The organism is Mesorhizobium sp. M7A.F.Ca.AU.001.01.1.1 (assembly GCF_004022735.1).
Taxonomy (GTDB): Bacteria; Pseudomonadota; Alphaproteobacteria; order Rhizobiales; family Rhizobiaceae; genus Mesorhizobium; species Mesorhizobium ciceri.
On record NZ_RZPF01000062.1, the window covers coordinates 1 to 14318 of the forward strand.

13 protein-coding genes and 1 pseudogene are annotated in these 14318 nt (G+C 63.0%); 6 read left to right on the plus strand and 8 right to left on the minus strand.

Going from position 1 to position 14318, the window contains the following annotated elements; translation table 11 throughout:
• From EN884_RS06275 to EN884_RS06300, 6 genes are all read left to right on the plus strand, one after another.
• Window positions 1-766, plus strand: a 766-nt coding sequence (locus tag EN884_RS06275) for an ABC transporter permease subunit (protein ID WP_128360502.1), incomplete at its 5' end; no start/stop codon positions are given.
• A complete protein-coding gene (locus EN884_RS06280) occupies window positions 763-1554 on the plus strand; it encodes an ABC transporter permease (protein ID WP_063168960.1) in 792 nt (263 codons plus the stop codon). The genes EN884_RS06275 and EN884_RS06280, both read left to right, overlap by 4 nt.
• Window positions 1555-1570: 16 nt before the next feature.
• The gene (locus tag EN884_RS06285; RefSeq protein ID WP_013529688.1) at window positions 1571-2635 is read left to right on the plus strand and encodes an ABC transporter ATP-binding protein; all 1065 of its coding nucleotides are present in this window, start codon (window positions 1571-1573) and stop codon (window positions 2633-2635) included.
• 262 nt (window positions 2636-2897) lie between these two features.
• Window positions 2898-4448: a sodium:proton antiporter gene (locus EN884_RS06290; protein ID WP_027161381.1), complete on the plus strand. Its 1551-nt coding sequence runs from the start codon at window positions 2898-2900 to the stop codon at window positions 4446-4448.
• Between the two features lie 166 nt (window positions 4449-4614).
• On the plus strand, window positions 4615-5517 hold the full coding sequence (locus tag EN884_RS06295; RefSeq protein WP_063168959.1) for an endonuclease/exonuclease/phosphatase family protein: 903 nt from the start codon (window positions 4615-4617) through the stop codon (window positions 5515-5517).
• The gene (locus EN884_RS06300) at window positions 5514-6359 is read left to right on the plus strand and encodes an EamA family transporter (protein WP_013529691.1); all 846 of its coding nucleotides are present in this window, start codon (window positions 5514-5516) and stop codon (window positions 6357-6359) included. The genes EN884_RS06295 and EN884_RS06300 overlap by 4 nt, the downstream gene beginning before the upstream one ends.
• An 8-nt stretch (window positions 6360-6367) precedes the next feature.
• On the opposite strand, the gene EN884_RS06305 is transcribed toward EN884_RS06300, so the two are convergent.
• The 8 genes and pseudogenes from EN884_RS06305 to EN884_RS06345 form a co-directional block, all read right to left on the minus strand.
• Window positions 6368-7585, minus strand: coding sequence for an MFS transporter (locus tag EN884_RS06305; RefSeq protein WP_024502755.1), 1218 nt, complete (start codon window positions 7583-7585; stop codon window positions 6368-6370).
• A gap of 163 nt (window positions 7586-7748) precedes the next feature.
• Entirely contained in the window at window positions 7749-8057 is a 309-nt protein-coding gene (locus tag EN884_RS06310; protein ID WP_063168958.1) for a Dabb family protein, read from the minus strand.
• Between the two features lie 17 nt (window positions 8058-8074).
• Entirely contained in the window at window positions 8075-9703 is a 1629-nt protein-coding gene (locus EN884_RS06315) for a GMC family oxidoreductase N-terminal domain-containing protein (protein WP_063170331.1), read from the minus strand.
• 12 nt (window positions 9704-9715) lie between these two features.
• On the minus strand, window positions 9716-10474 hold the full coding sequence (locus tag EN884_RS06320; RefSeq protein WP_013529695.1) for a 3-ketoacyl-ACP reductase: 759 nt from the start codon (window positions 10472-10474) through the stop codon (window positions 9716-9718).
• On the minus strand, window positions 10471-11973 hold the full coding sequence (locus EN884_RS06325) for a GMC family oxidoreductase (RefSeq protein WP_063168957.1): 1503 nt from the start codon (window positions 11971-11973) through the stop codon (window positions 10471-10473). Before EN884_RS06325 ends, EN884_RS06320 begins: the two co-directional genes overlap by 4 nt.
• A gap of 88 nt (window positions 11974-12061) precedes the next feature.
• Complete coding sequence (locus EN884_RS06335; protein WP_013529698.1) at window positions 12062-13177, minus strand: ABC transporter ATP-binding protein; 1116 nt, start codon at window positions 13175-13177, stop codon at window positions 12062-12064.
• Between the two features lie 4 nt (window positions 13178-13181).
• Window positions 13182-14126 carry a carbohydrate ABC transporter permease gene (locus EN884_RS06340; RefSeq protein ID WP_027161386.1) on the minus strand — a complete coding sequence of 315 codons (945 nt, stop codon included), beginning with the start codon at window positions 14124-14126 and terminating at the stop codon, window positions 13182-13184.
• Window positions 14123-14318, minus strand: a pseudogene (locus EN884_RS06345) (sugar ABC transporter permease); the annotation flags it as partial. The gene EN884_RS06340 and the pseudogene EN884_RS06345, both read right to left, overlap by 4 nt.

Genomic DNA, 14318 nt, shown 5'->3' on the forward strand with positions numbered 1-14318 from the left:
CGTCGTGGGAGCCTTCCGGAACGGTGAAGGCGGGTTCACGCTCGACAATATTCTGCAGCTGGTCAGCGATCCGTCGATCAGCAATTCCTACTGGTCTTCGATCAAGATCAGTTTCTGGTCGGCCATCATCGGGGCGTTTGCCGGGCTCGCCATCGCGATCGCGATCGTGCGCGGCGGACTGCCAAGCTGGACGCGCTCCGCGACCCTGACGTTTTCGGGCGTCGCCTCGAATTTTGCCGGCTTGCCGCTCGCCTTCGCGTTCCTGGCTACGCTCGGCCGTGTCGGTATCGTCACGACGCTTCTGCGTGACGTGCTCAACATCAACATTTACGCGATGGGCTTCAATTTTCTCACCACAACGGGCCTGATCGCGGTCTATCTGTTCTTTCAGATTCCCCTGATGGTGGTCATCATCGTGCCAGCCATCGATGGCTTGAAGAAGGAGTGGGGCGAGGCTGCGGCCACGCTCGGTGCCACGCAGGCGCAGTACTGGCGCATGGTTGTCATCCCTGTGATATGGCCGAGTTTTCTCGGTACGGTCATCCTGTTGTTTGCGAACGCCTTCGGCGCCATCGCCACCGCTTATGCGTTTGCCGGTCCGACGCTTAATATCGTTCCGATCAAGCTCTACTCGCAGATGAACGGCGACGTGCTGCACAACCCGCAACTCGCTTATGCCATAGCCTTTGGCATGATCGTCATCACCGGGCTTGCGAATGTCTTCTACATCTGGTTTCGGACTCGGTCCGAAAGGTGGCTCAAATGAAGTCAGGTAAGTTCTGGGCCTGGGTCGTCTTTGTTGTCGGGGCTGCCTATTTCTTTATTCCGTTGATCGCGACGGTCGAGTTCTCGCTGCGCATGCGGCGCGGCGTCCACTCCTTCGACGCCTATCAAGTCGTGCTGGGAGACGCGCGCTTCCAGTCAACTTTCCTTTTTTCAGTCATCGCTGCCCTCTGCACCATTATCCTGGGGGTGCTGATCGTGGTGCCGGCGGCATACTGGATCCGGCTGCGTCTGCCTCAGCTCAGGCCAATCGTCGAATTCATCACCCTTTTGCCGCTGGTCATTCCGGCAATCGTCATCGTCTTCGGCTATATCAGGATGTACGGCTCGAACTCGCCGCTGCCATTCTTGGCAAGCAATTGGGGTGCGAACGCGTTGCTTGTCATTGGCTATACGACGCTGTCTCTGCCTTACATGTATCGGGCCGTTGACACCGGTCTGCGCACCATCGATGTGCGTACGCTGACCGAAGCCGCGCAAATTCTGGGTGCGGGCTGGGGCACCATCATCACCCGCGTCATCCTGCCCAATGTGCTGATCGCGGTGCTGTCCGGCGCATTCCTGACTTTCGCCATCGTCATTGGCGAGTTTACAATGGCCAGCCTGCTCAGCCGTCCGGCTTTCGGCCCGTATCTGCAGAACATCGGCGCCAACCGTGCATACGAGCCCGCAGCCCTTGCAGTGATCGCCTTCGCCATCACCTGGGGCTGCATGTCGCTGATCCAGATCCTGTCCCGCTTCGCGCCGAAATCGGCGAACCGCCCAAATTGATCGAGAGAACCACGCCATGGCCGACCCATTCCTCTCCATCCAGCACGTTCGAAAATCTTTCGGCGCCACCACGGTGGTGGAGGACTTCAATCTCGACGTAGAGCGCGGCGAATTCGTCTCCTTCCTCGGGCCATCCGGCTGCGGCAAGACGACGGTGTTGCGCATGGTTGCCGGTTTCGAGGAGCCGAGCGCGGGCACGATCGTCGTCAGCGGCAAGGACATTACGAGACTGAAGCCCAACCAGCGCAATGTCGGCATGGTGTTCCAGGCCTATGCGCTGTTCCCGAACCTGACCGTGGCGCAGAATATCGGCTTCGGCTTGAAGGTCGCCGGCATGCCGAGGGCGGACATCGATGCCCGCGTCGCCGAGATGCTCGGCATCATCAAGCTGCCGCAGATGGCGGATCGCTATCCCTACCAGCTCTCGGGCGGCCAGCAGCAGCGCATCGCGCTAGCCCGCGCCATCGCGCCGAAGCCAAAGCTGCTGCTGCTCGACGAGCCGCTGTCGGCGCTCGACGCCAAGGTGCGCGTGTCGCTGCGCGAGGAAATCCGGTCGATCCAGAAGAAGCTCGGCATCACCACCATCTTCGTCACGCACGACCAGGAAGAGGCGCTGTCGATCTCGGACCGCATCGCCGTCATGTATGGCGGCAAGGCCGAGCAGGTCGGCACGCCATTCGAGATCTACAACCGGCCGGCAACCAAGTTCGTCGCCAATTTCGTCGGCACGCTGAATGTGCTGGAAGGCACCGTCACCGATGCCGCCGCGGGCACGGTGCGGGTCAATTCCGAACAGGTCTCGCTCAAGGGCAAGCTCAACGGTTCCAAGTCGGGCGACACGCTGTCCCTGGCGCTGCGTCCGGAAGCTATTTCGCTGGGCCGCCAGCCTGGCCGTGACTCCAGCCTATCCGGAGAAATCTCCGAAGTGCATTTCCTCGGATCGGTCATCCGGGTTCGTGTCGGCATCGGCGGCAACACGGTCTCGCTCGACACGTTCAACAGCCCGGCAACGCCGCCCCCCGCAGTTGGTGAGAAGGCCGAGATCTCGTTTTCTTCGAGCGATATGCTCGTGCTGCACTAGGCTGCTGCGCTTGTTTGGAATGAATGGCTGTATCCCGGTTAGCGAAGGGGGAAGGATGCTTCCGCCCGCGTGGCATGGGCTGCAGTGCAGGGAAGTCCGCGTTTAAGCGAGCCCCATATCAGATGATTTCAATGTCGGTGTGGACGGCGATTTGTCAGGAAGCAATTCGAGGTATTTTCTGCCGGCTCGAGCTTGCCGGGCAATCAACAATTTCCAGCCGCTTTGCCGCTGCCAGAATCTCGCTTCCCGGCTATAAGAGGCCATGGTTCTTTTCGAACTGACACTCGTTCTGCTGTTGATCGCCGTTGCGCTGACGGCGCTGTCGCGGCGCGTGCAGGTTCCTTATCCCTCTTTGCTGGCGCTGGCAGGGGTGGCCATCGCCTTCGTGCCTGGCGTGCCGACCATCGAGATCGACCCGGAACTGGCGCTTGCCCTGTTCATCGCGCCGGTGCTGCTCGACGCCGCCTATGACACGTCGCTGCGCGATCTCAACCGCTACAAGGTGCCGCTTGTGCTGCTGGCGCTTGGTGCCGTCCTTTTCACGACAGCGACGGTGGCGCTGGCCGGCTGGGCGATGGCAGGTCTGCCGATTGCCGCGGCTATAGCGCTTGGCGCCATCGTGGCGCCGCCCGATGCGGTTGCGGCATCGGCCGTGCTTGGCCAGTTCAAGGTGCCGCATCGCATCACTGCCATTCTGCAAGGCGAGAGCCTGCTTAACGACGCCACCGCGCTGCTGATTTACCGAATGGCGATTTCTGCGGCAGCAGGCTCCATTCTGCTGAGCAGCGCCGTTCCGATGATCCTGCTGTCCACGCTCGGCAGTCTTGCGGCCGGCTATCTGCTTGGCCGGTTGTCTCTGATGACGCTGGGCCGGATCGAGGACCCGGCGAGCGGCACTGTGGTGCAATTTGCCGGCACGTTCGGGGTCTGGATCCTGGCCGACAGGATCGGACTGTCGGCCATCATCACCATAGTCGTCTATGCCATGACGATCGCCCGCACCGCGCCGCGCCGCATGCCGGCCAGAAACCGCATCAGCTCTTATTCCGTCTGGGAAACGGCGGTCTTCGTGCTCAATGTTCTGGCTTTCGTGCTGATGGGCCTGCAGGCGCGTACGATCGTCGGCCGGCTTGCCGGGCAGGGGCAGACCGATGCGTTCGTCCTGGCCGGGACAGTGCTCGCCATCGTCATCGTCTCACGCTTCGTCTGGGTTCTGGGGTGCGGCGCGATCATCAGGTGGTTTGACCGTTTCGGCGTGGCTGATCGTCAGCGTGACGCTCCGTCGTTTCGTGGCGGCGTGCTGATCGGCTGGTGCGGGATGCGCGGTTTGGTGACGCTTGCGGCGGCATTCGCCCTGCCGGCTGAATTCCCGGCCCGCGACCCGATCGTGCTCGCTGCCTTCACGGTCGTCCTCGGCACGCTGGTGCTGCAAGGCATGAGCCTGAAGCCGCTGCTGCGCCTTTTGAACCTCAACCCTGACGAAACGGTCGACCGCGAGGTTGCGCAGGCGCGTGTTGTGGTCATGCAGGCGGCGCTCGACATATTGAGCGGCAAGACATCGGACGCGGCGGCCGCGGTGCGCGAGCAATATGCCGCTCAACGCAAGATCGCCAAAAACCCCGACGATGCCCAGGCGGCGACCGAATATGACCGCTTGCGTCTTTATGCGATCAAGAGCCAGCGCGACGCGCTGGAGGAATTGCGCCGCAATGGGACGATTGGCGACGAAGCCTATCATCGCCTTGAGGAAGAGATCGACTGGACCGAACTGGCCGCGTCGCCACCCGGCCGGTTCCAGCCGCTGAATACTTGAGGCATCGCACGCCGTTTTCCGGCGCACGGAAGATACCGAAGTGCTTCGGGATCGGTGCATGATCCCGGTCAGGGGCAAGGCTGGTCCAAGCCAGGTCCATTCTCCTGCACATTGCAACCGCGGCATCGAACCGCTACTGCCAACACGAAATTGAGCCGGATAAGCAATGAAGCTGGTCAGCTACAACATCCAGTACGGGTTCGGCAGCGACGGGCGCTACGATCTTTCGCGCGCCGCGCGCATCGTTGCCGGCGCCGACGTCATTGCACTGCAGGAAGTCGAGCGTCACTGGCAACGCAGCAATTTCGACGATCAGCCGGAACTGCTTTCCAGCCTGCTGCCCGACTATCACTGGGTCTATGGCCCGGCCTTCGACATGGACGCCAGCGAGCGGCATGACGGCCGCCTGGTCAACCGGCGCCGCCAGTTCGGCACCATGGTGCTGTCGAAACTGCCGATCGTCTGGTCGCGGCTGCATGCGCTGCCGATGCGCCGCACGCTGCGGCCGCTCAACACCCGCAATGCAGCACTTGAATGCATGATCCGCACGCCGGCAGGGCCGGTGCGGGTGTTGTCGCTGCATCTCGCCCATATCGCGGCCGAGGAGCGGCTGGAGCAGATCGACTATCTCCTGGCCGAGCATCGCCGGGCACCGTCCGACGGCGGGCCGTGGAGCGGCGTCGACGACGAGCCCACGCGCAACTGGACCAGCGGCGAAGCGGAGCCGGAAAACCCGCTGGCGGCGATCTGGATGGGCGATTTCAACATGGAGCCGGGCAGCGCCGAATATCGCCGCATCGTCGGCAGCACGCCCTACCATCGGGGTGCCGCCTATCTCAGCGGTTTCGTCGATGCCGCCGCCGTTGCCGGGGAGCCAGTTCCGGACTTCCACACCCATGTGAAGACCATCGACGGCAGATTGGCAAAGCGCCGGCTCGACCATTGCTTCGTCGGCGGCATGTTCGCCGGGCGGGTGCGTTCGATCTGTGCCGATATCGACGAGGTTGCGTCGGATCATTTTCCGTTGCGGGTCGACATCGACCTGGAAACGCCCGGCATTGCCACATGACGCTTTTCGTCTTTTTCGCAGTGCTTGCCGCCGCCGCCATGCACGCGATCTGGAACGCGCTGGTCAAGGTCCATCTCGACCGCTTCCTGTCGATCACGCTGATGACGCTCGGCATGGGCGCGGCGGCACTCGTGGTGCTGCCCTTCGTCGAAGTGCCGAAGGCGGAGGTGTGGCCCTACATCATCGCCTCCGTCATTTTCCACATGGGCTACCGCACCTTCCTGATCGGCGCCTACAAGGCCGGCGATTTCGCCCAGACTTATCCGCTGGCGCGGGGCACCGCACCTCTGCTCTCGGCCTTTGGCGGCATGTTCGTCGTTGCCGAGATTCCCGGCCCGTTCGCCATGCTCGGCATCTTCCTGTTGTCGGCCGGCACGCTGGTGATGTCGTTTCGTGGCGGCGCACATCTGGAAAAACTCAATCTGCGCGCGGTTGGCTTCGCACTGGGCACTTCCATCTTCATTGCCAGTTACACGCTGTCCGACGGCAGCGGCGCACGGCTGGCGGCAACCGCGCAGAGCTATGCAGCCTGGCTGTTCATCTGCGATGCTTTTGGCGCCTTGGTGCTGTGCCTCATCTTCCGCGGGCCGAAGGCGCTGCCGGTGTTGGCGCGCGACTGGAAGGCAGGGCTGTTCACGGGCGTGCTCAGCGGCGCCGCCTACTGGATCGTCATGTGGGCGATGACCAAGGCGCCGATCGCCTCCGTGGCCTCGCTGCGCGAAACCTCGATCCTGTTTGCCATGATGATCTCGGTCTTCGCTCTCGGCGAAAAAATGACCGGCTGGCGCGGTGCCGCCGCGCTCAGCATCGTCGCCGGTGTCGTTGCGCTCAGGCTCGGCTGATTTCGACCCTAATTGAGTACGGTCATCAACTGGCCACGTCGTTCCGGACTGAAACGGATGACGACGATGATGCAGATGGCGACCACGCCTGCGAACAGCGCCAGGGCATAGCCATAGCTGCCTCCGGCGCTTTCCGCGATTCCTGCCTGATAGGGGCCGCCATAGGACGCGGCGAGATTGCCCGCCTGATAGATAAAGCCGGGCAAGGTCGCCCGCACCGCCCCGGGCGAAAGCTCGTTGAGGTGCACGGGGATGACGCCCCAGGCGCCCTGGACCGCGACCTGCATGACGAAGGCGCCGATGGCGAGCATGAACGGCGTGGTCGAGTAGGCCCATAGCGGGATCGACGGCAAGGCGATCAGGCAGGCCAGCGTGATGGCGTTGACGCGGCCGATCTTTTCGGACAGCGCGCCGAATGCCAGGCCGCCGACGATGGCGCCGATATTGGCGACGATGGTGATCCAGCTCACCGTATGCGGATCGAAGCCGTGCTGCTTCTTCAGGAAGGTCGGGTAGAGGTCCTGCGTGCCATGACTGAAGAAATTGAAGAACATCATCAGCACGACGGCATAGAGCGCGACACCCCAGTGTTTCTGCAGGGTTTCCCACATGCCCGGTCGAGCCGTCTTCTGCGCTTCGACGAAGGCCGGCGATTCCGGCACATGCGAGCGGATGAAGAGCACAATCAGCGCCGGCACGAAGCTGAGCAGGAACATGGCGCGCCAGCCGATCGTGTAGCCGCCGATCGTCTGCTGATAGAGCAGGCCATAGACCACCGCCGCCAGCAGATAGCCGGCCGGATAGCCGCATTGCAGGATGCCGGAGACCATGCCGCGTGCGCTCGGCGGAATGGATTCCATGGCCAGCGAACTGCCAAGCCCCCATTCGCCGCCCATGGCGATGCCGAACAGCGCGCGCAGGGCGAGGAAGATGCCGAGATTGGGTGAGAAGGCGGCCAGCGCGCCGATCACCGAATAGCTCACGATGTTGAGCATGAGGATCGGCTTGCGCCCGTACTTGTCGGCAAGCATGCCGAAGAAGAACGCGCCGATGAAGCGTGTGGCCAAGGTCAGGAACAGCGCCTTGGAGACCGCGGGCACGTCGGCGTGGAATTCGGTCGCGATATCGGTGAGCAGGAATGTCAGAAGGAAGAAATCGAAAGCATCGAGCGTCCAGCCCAGGAACGAGGCGAGGACGGTCTTCTTCTGCTGCGAATTAAGGGGCAAATCTTCCTCCTCCACCATCATCGATGTGAGGAATTATCAGCCAGTTCAGGGAAGACCGGTGGTCACTTTTTCGCGCGGCTCATTTGATCGAACGCCCCTGAGGTGCGATGAGGAGCGACCGGTGCCATCTGTCGATGAACTCGATCGTGGCTTGATGGTGAGTCTAGATTTCGAGATCAAACACCATCAGCCCGTCCGTGCCGCCTTCCAGGGCAGCGACCAGGCGTGCGCCGGCGCGCTGGTGCGCTTCATGCGCAAGATAGGCATCGCGCGCGGCAGCATCGCGGAAGTCGATGGTGAAGCCATGGGTGAAGCCGCGTGCGAACGGCTCGGGGCTGACATTGGCGCTGAATTTTACGGCGTCCATGCCGTCGATCAGCTGTCGCAGCGCCTCGAGATCGGCATGGACCGCCGTGCGCTCGGTAGCGGCGACATCATTGCGAAATCTAGCGAAAACACAGTGCCTGATCATGTCTTGCTCCTCAGCGGCTAAGCAGCCCGGTTTCCGGAAAACACCGCCGGCGGCAGCGGCTCGCGGCCGAGGACCAGATCGGCTCCTTTTTCACCGACCATCATTGTCGGCGCATTGGTGTTGGATGAAGGCACGCGCGGCATCACCGAGGCGTCGCAAACGCGCAGGCCCTCGATGCCGCGCAACCGCAGATCCGGTGTCACCACGGCCATGTCGTCATGGCCCATGCGGCAGGTGCCAACCGGGTGATGGTCGGTTTTGGAGGTGCGGCAGGCATAGTCGAACAGCTCGTCGTCGCTGGCGAGCGACGGCCCGGGCAGCACTTCGCGCAGCACGTAAGGGGCAAGCGCCTTCTGTCGCATGATCTGGCGCGCCAGTCGCAGCCCCTTGATCGACATGGCGCGGTCATAGGGATCGGACCAGTAGTTCGGATCGATCAGCGGGTGGTCGGACGGGTCGGCACTCTTCAGCCGCACCGTGCCGCGTGAGCGCGGCCGCAGGAAGGCCGAGTTCAGGGTGACACCTGGATTGTTCAGCTTCTCGACGCCGGCCTCGATGCCGGATCCCAAGCCGAGATGGAACTGAATGTCGGGCGAGGCGGCGGTCGGGTCGGCGTACCAGAAGCCGCCGGTCTCGAACAGGCTGGAGGCCACCGGGCCTTTCTTCAGCAGCAGATATTGCAGACCGGCCCAGGCCGTGCGGTGCAGCTTGGCGTAGTTGTCATAGGTGTGATCGCCGGTGCATTCGGCGATGACGAACAAATCGAGATGGTCCTGCATGTTGGAGCCGACGCCGGGCAGGTCATGCACCGGCGTGACGCCGACTGACTTCAGATGGTCTGCGGGGCCGATCCCCGACTGCATCAGGAGCTTCGGCGAGCCGATGGCGCCGGACGAGACGATCACCTCGCGCTCGGCGCGCAGGATTTTCTTGTCGCCGCCCGGCCTGTCGACCACCTCGACGCCGATAGCGCGACCGTTCTCGACGACGATGCGCGTCACCAGCACATCGGTTCGGAGGGTCAGGTTCTTGCGGCTGCGGATCGGCTTCAAATAAGCGACCGAGGCGGAGGAGCGTCGGGCATCCTTCTGGGTCAACTGGTAGTAGCCGACGCCTTCCTGGGCAGCGCCGTTGAAGTCCGGGTTGAAGGGGATGCCCATCTCCTGGCCGGCACGGAAATAGGCCTCGCAGATAGGCAGCGGCGAAATCGGGTTGGACACGCCGAGCGGGCCCTGGTCGCCATGAAAGTCGTTGGCGTAGCGCTGGTTGTTTTCGGCGCGCTTGAAATAGGGCAGCACGTCGCGATAGCCCCAGCCGGCGAGGCCTTCTTCCTTCTCCCAGGCGTCGTAGTCGCGGGCATTGCCGCGCGTGTAGATCTGCGCGTTGATGGACGAGCCGCCGCCGACGACCTTGGCCTGCGTGTACCAGAAGACGCGGTCCTTCATGTGCTTTTGCGGCACGGTCGACCAACCCCAGGAAGCAATGCCTTTGGTCATCTTGGCGAAGCCCGCCGGCATGTGGATGTAGGGGTGCCAGTCCTTGCCGCCGGCTTCCAGCAGCAGGACCGAATTGCTGGGATCTTCGCTCAGCCGGTTGGCCATAACGCAGCCGGCAGGACCGGCGCCCACGATGATATAGTCAGTCATTTCCTGATCCATTCATAGCCGTGGCACCGAGAGCGCGCCGTCGACATTGATGATCGAGCCGGTCGAAAAGCCGAGCTTGCCGCCGGCGAGCGTCGCCACCACCGCGCCGATGTCCGATGCTTCGCCCCAGCGTTTGGCCGGAACCAGGCCGCCGTCGATAAGGGCGTCATATTTGGCGGTCACGCCTGAGGTCATGTCGGTGCGGATGATGCCGGGCCGGACTTCGAAGACGCCGATGTTTTCAGGCGCAAGCCGCAACGCCAGGTTCTTCACCCACATCGAAAGCCCGGCCTTCGAGATGCAGTAGTCCGGCCGTTCCGGCGACGCCATTTCAGCACTGACCGAGGTGATGGTGATGATGGATCTCTGATCGCCTGGCGCAGCCAGCATCGCCTTGGCGACAGCCTGGCTGAGGAAGACGGTGCCGCGCAGGTTGATGCCCAGCGTGCGGTCGAAATTCTCCGGCTTGAGGTCCAAGAGGTCACCGCGCACCACGGCGCCGACGCCGGCATTGTTGACCAGGCAGTCGATGCGGCCGAAGGCGCGCATCGCGGCATCGACAAGTGCTGTATGGGTGTCGAGGTCCGCGATGTCGCACCTGACATAGGCGAATTTTGCGCCACGCTTGGCGATGTCGGGGGCAAGTCCGTCGGCGGCTGTTTCGGCAAGGTCGGCGACCAGAATATCGAAGCCGGCATCCGCCAGTGCCTGGGCGCAGGCGAGGCCGATGCCGCGCGCGCCGCCGGTGACGATAGCGGCGGGGCGGGTCATGCGGCGAGGTCCGTCTTGCGGATGTGGTCAGCAACGCGCAGCGCTTGGGCTGCAATCGACAGCGCTGGGTTGACCGCCGCCGAGTTCGGCAGGAAACCGGCGTCGACGACGAACAGGTTCCGGTGGTCGAAGGAGCGGCAGTAGGGGTCGAGCGCCGCCGTCGCCGGATCGTCGCCCATCTTGATCGTGCCGCATTGATGCGACGGCGTGCGCTTGTCGAAGGGGCGCGACAGCACGATGGGATAGCCGCAGGCGCGGAAGTTTTCGCGCATTACCTTGTTCAGCCCGTCGAGCGACTGCATGTTGGAGCGCCGCCACTGCATGACGATGTCCTTGCCGTCGACCATGATGCGGCTTTCCGGGTCGGGCAGGTCTTCGCACATCAGGTACCAGTCGACGGCGTGGCCGGCCATGAAGTCGAGCGCGAATCCCGGCGTGTACTTGACATTGGCCCGCAGCATGTTGCCGTCGATCTTGCCGAGCAGTTGGACGTTCCCCAGCGGCTTACCGCCCTTGCCGTCGGACAGATAGTAGTCGTTGAGCATCAGCGTCTTCTGGTAGACGGCATCGTTGCGGCGGCGCGGATCGATCGCCAGCATGGCGCTGGAATTGTGGTTCATGAAATTGCGCCCGACCTGATCGGAGCGGTTGGCAAGACCATTGCCATCGGCCGAAGGCGAGCGCAGCAGGATGACGGCGGAATTGACCGCGCCAGCGGAGAGGATGACCAGTTTCGGCGCCACCTTTTTCAGCTCACCATTCTGCCGATAGTGGATGGCAGCAATGGTTTTGCCGTCGGTCGATGCCTCCAGGTACTCGACATAACAGCCGGTCTCGAGCCGGATGTTGGTGTCCTTCAGGGCCGCCGTCAGCGGTCCTGTCTGCGCGTCGACCTTGCCCTGGCCGGTGTTGGGAAACGCGTCCCAGCCGGTCTTGCCCTCTTTCAGCCAGGTGTCGATGTCGACGCCGAGCGGCAGCGAGGCCGGATGCAGGCCGAGGTTTTTCAGCTCGGCGCGGGCGCGGGCGATCGGCGCCTCGTCGGGCACCGGCTTGTAGGCGTAGGGGATCGAATGGAACGGCTCGGTCGGATCCTCGCCCAGTGCACCGCGCACGCGAAACAGCTGTTCGGCTTTCGAATACCAGGGCTCGAATTCCTCATAGGAGAACGGCCATGCCGGCGAGACCCCGCCAAAGTGCTCCATGGCGGCGAAATCTTCCTTGCGGTAGCGGATCAGCACCGCGCCATAGAACTTCGAATTGCCGCCGACATAATAATAATTGCCGGGGTTGAAGGCGGCGCCGCCGGCCTCACGCCACATCTCCTTCGGCCTATAATGGCCGTCGACGAAGATCGAGCGCGTGTCGCGCGCGTGCGGCGTCGCCGGCAACGGCTCGCCGCGCTCGAGCATCAAGATCGAGGCGCCGCTGCCGGCAAGGCCGGAAGCGATCGTGGCGCCGCCGATGCCGGAGCCGATGATGACGATGTCCGGATTTCTCATGGCCTAAATCGCGTCCCGACGCGCTTTAGTTTTTTGTTTTGATGCATGTCGTTGCCCCAAAACCGGATCCACTTTTGGGCGACATACATTAGCGAATACGGGTCTCGGTCGCCGGATCGAAGAACACCGCCTTTGTCAGGTTGAAGGCGAGCGGCGTGTTGGTGCCCGGCTGAATGTTGGCGTCGGCGCGCAGCCGCGCCACCACGCCCTTGCCGCCGAGATTGGTGACGGCGAAGGTGTCCGAACCTGCCGGCTCGACGACCTCGATGTGACAGTCCGCGGTTGCGATGTGCGAGGCGTTGCGCTCGGCACCTTCCGGATCGGTCAGGGCTTCGGGACGGACACCGAAGATGATCGGCTTGCCCTGGAATGCCGACAGGCCCGCCGGCGCATTGGCCATCGGCAGGTTGATCGGCTCGCGCGCCTCGCGCTGCAGCACGACGGACAACGCATTGCCTGACGTACCGATCGTCGCCGGGATCAGGTTCATCGCCGGCGAGCCCATGAAGTCGGCGACGAAGAGATTGCTCGGGTTGTTGTAGATTTCGGCCGGCGTGCCGAACTGCTGCACCTCGCCATCCCGCATGACCGCGATCTTGGTCGCCAGCGTCATCGCCTCGATCTGGTCGTGGGTGACGTAGACGATGGTGGTGCCGGTGGTGGCATGCAGGCGCTTGATCTCGATGCGCATGTCGACGCGCAGCTTGGCGTCGAGGTTGGACAAAGGCTCGTCGAAAAGGAACAGTTTGGGGTCGCGCACCAGCGCCCGGCCCATGGCGACGCGCTGGCGCTGGCCGCCCGAAAGCTGGCTCGGCTTGCGCTGCAAGAGGTGGCCGATCTGCAGCACCTTGGCCACCTTGTCGATCGCCTTCTGGCGCTCCGCCGCCGGCACGCCGCGCATCTCCATGCCGAAGGAGATGTTTCCGGCCACCGTCATGTTCGGGTAGAGCGCATAGCTCTGGAACACCATGGCGATGTCGCGCTTGGAGGGGTGCAGATCGTTGATGGCGCGGCCGTCGACCCGGATTTCGCCCGAGGTGATCGTCTCCAGGCCGGCGATGGTGTTGAGCAAAGTGGACTTGCCGCAGCCGGAAGGGCCGACCAGCACCAGGAAACCGCCTTTCTCGAGCTCGACATCGATCCCTTTCAGGATCTCGACCTGGCCGAAGCGCTTTCTCAGACCATCAATTTCCAGAAAAGCCATCAGATCATCCTTTGACGGCGCCAGCCATGAGACCGCGCACGAAGTAGCGGCCGGCGAGCACATAGACGAGAAGGGTGGGCAGTGCCGCGATCATCGCGGCGGCCATGTTGACGTTGTATTCGACGACGCCGGTCGAGGTGTTGACGACGTTGTTGAGCGCCACCGTCATCGGCATCGCGTCGCCGGTGCCGGCGTAAGCCGAGGCGAACAGGAAGTCGTTCCAGATGTTGGTGAACTGGTAGATGACGGTGACGACGAAAATCGGCATCGAGTTCGGCAGCATGATGCGGCGGAATATCTGGAAGAAGGAGGCGCCGTCGACCTGTGCCGCCTTGACCAGTTCGGTCGGAAACGCCTCGTAGTAGTTGCGGAAGAACAGCGTGGTGAAGCCGATGCCGTAGACGACGTGGACGAAGACCAGGTTGACCGTCGGGTTGCCGAGACCGAAGCTCGTTCCGACCGAGTTCTGCAGTGTGACGCCGAAGCGGCCGAGGCTGCCGAGGATGGTCGCCATCGGCAACAGCACCGACTGGAACGGAATGAAGCAGGCAAACAGCATCAGCCCGAACACCAGCGTTGCGCCGCGGAAACGCCATTTCGTCAGCACGTAGCCGTTCAGCGCGCCCAGCATGGTCGAGATCAGAACGGCCGGAACCACCATCTTGATGGAGTTCCAGAAATAGCCCTTGATGCCGGCGCAGGTGAGGCCGACGCAGGTCTCGCCCCACGCCTTCAGCCACGGGTCGAAGGTCGGCGCCTTGGGCAGCGCCAGCATGTTGCCGTTCTGGATCTCGTCCATGGTCTTGAACGAGGTCACCAGCATGACGAACAGCGGCATCAGGTAAAACAGCGCAAACAGCGCCAGCAGCCCGTAGATGACGATGCGGTTGAGGGTCTTGACGTTGACGCCGCCGGAGGCCTGGCGGGCGGGAGTGGTGACGGCGCTCATCGCGGCTTCTCCCGCAGTTCCGAATAGAGATAGGGCACGATGATGGCGACGATGGTCATCAGCATGATCACCGCACTGGCCGAGCCGACGGCCATTTCGTTGCGCTTGAACGTGTACTCATACATGAAGTTGGACGGCAGCCACGCCGAGCCGCCGGGCCCGCCGCTGGTCAGTGCGACCACGAGATCGTAG

What these genes read in the sequence shown, in the direction of transcription:
- EN884_RS06280 (WP_063168960.1), top strand. Translation starts at nt 763, where the DNA reads ATGAAGTCAGGTAAGTTCTGGGCCTGGGTCGTCTTTGTTGTCGGGGCT.
- EN884_RS06285 (WP_013529688.1), top strand. Translation starts at nt 1,571, where the DNA reads ATGGCCGACCCATTCCTCTCCATCCAGCACGTTCGAAAATCTTTCGGC.
- EN884_RS06290 (WP_027161381.1), top strand. Translation starts at nt 2,898, where the DNA reads ATGGTTCTTTTCGAACTGACACTCGTTCTGCTGTTGATCGCCGTTGCG.
- EN884_RS06295 (WP_063168959.1), top strand. Translation starts at nt 4,615, where the DNA reads ATGAAGCTGGTCAGCTACAACATCCAGTACGGGTTCGGCAGCGACGGG.
- EN884_RS06300 (WP_013529691.1), top strand. Translation starts at nt 5,514, where the DNA reads ATGACGCTTTTCGTCTTTTTCGCAGTGCTTGCCGCCGCCGCCATGCAC.
- EN884_RS06310 (WP_063168958.1), bottom strand. Translation starts at nt 8,057, where the DNA reads ATGATCAGGCACTGTGTTTTCGCTAGATTTCGCAATGATGTCGCCGCT.
- EN884_RS06315 (WP_063170331.1), bottom strand. Translation starts at nt 9,703, where the DNA reads ATGACTGACTATATCATCGTGGGCGCCGGTCCTGCCGGCTGCGTTATG.
- EN884_RS06320 (WP_013529695.1), bottom strand. Translation starts at nt 10,474, where the DNA reads ATGACCCGCCCCGCCGCTATCGTCACCGGCGGCGCGCGCGGCATCGGC.
- EN884_RS06325 (WP_063168957.1), bottom strand. Translation starts at nt 11,973, where the DNA reads ATGAGAAATCCGGACATCGTCATCATCGGCTCCGGCATCGGCGGCGCC.
- EN884_RS06335 (WP_013529698.1), bottom strand. Translation starts at nt 13,177, where the DNA reads ATGGCTTTTCTGGAAATTGATGGTCTGAGAAAGCGCTTCGGCCAGGTC.
- EN884_RS06340 (WP_027161386.1), bottom strand. Translation starts at nt 14,126, where the DNA reads ATGAGCGCCGTCACCACTCCCGCCCGCCAGGCCTCCGGCGGCGTCAAC.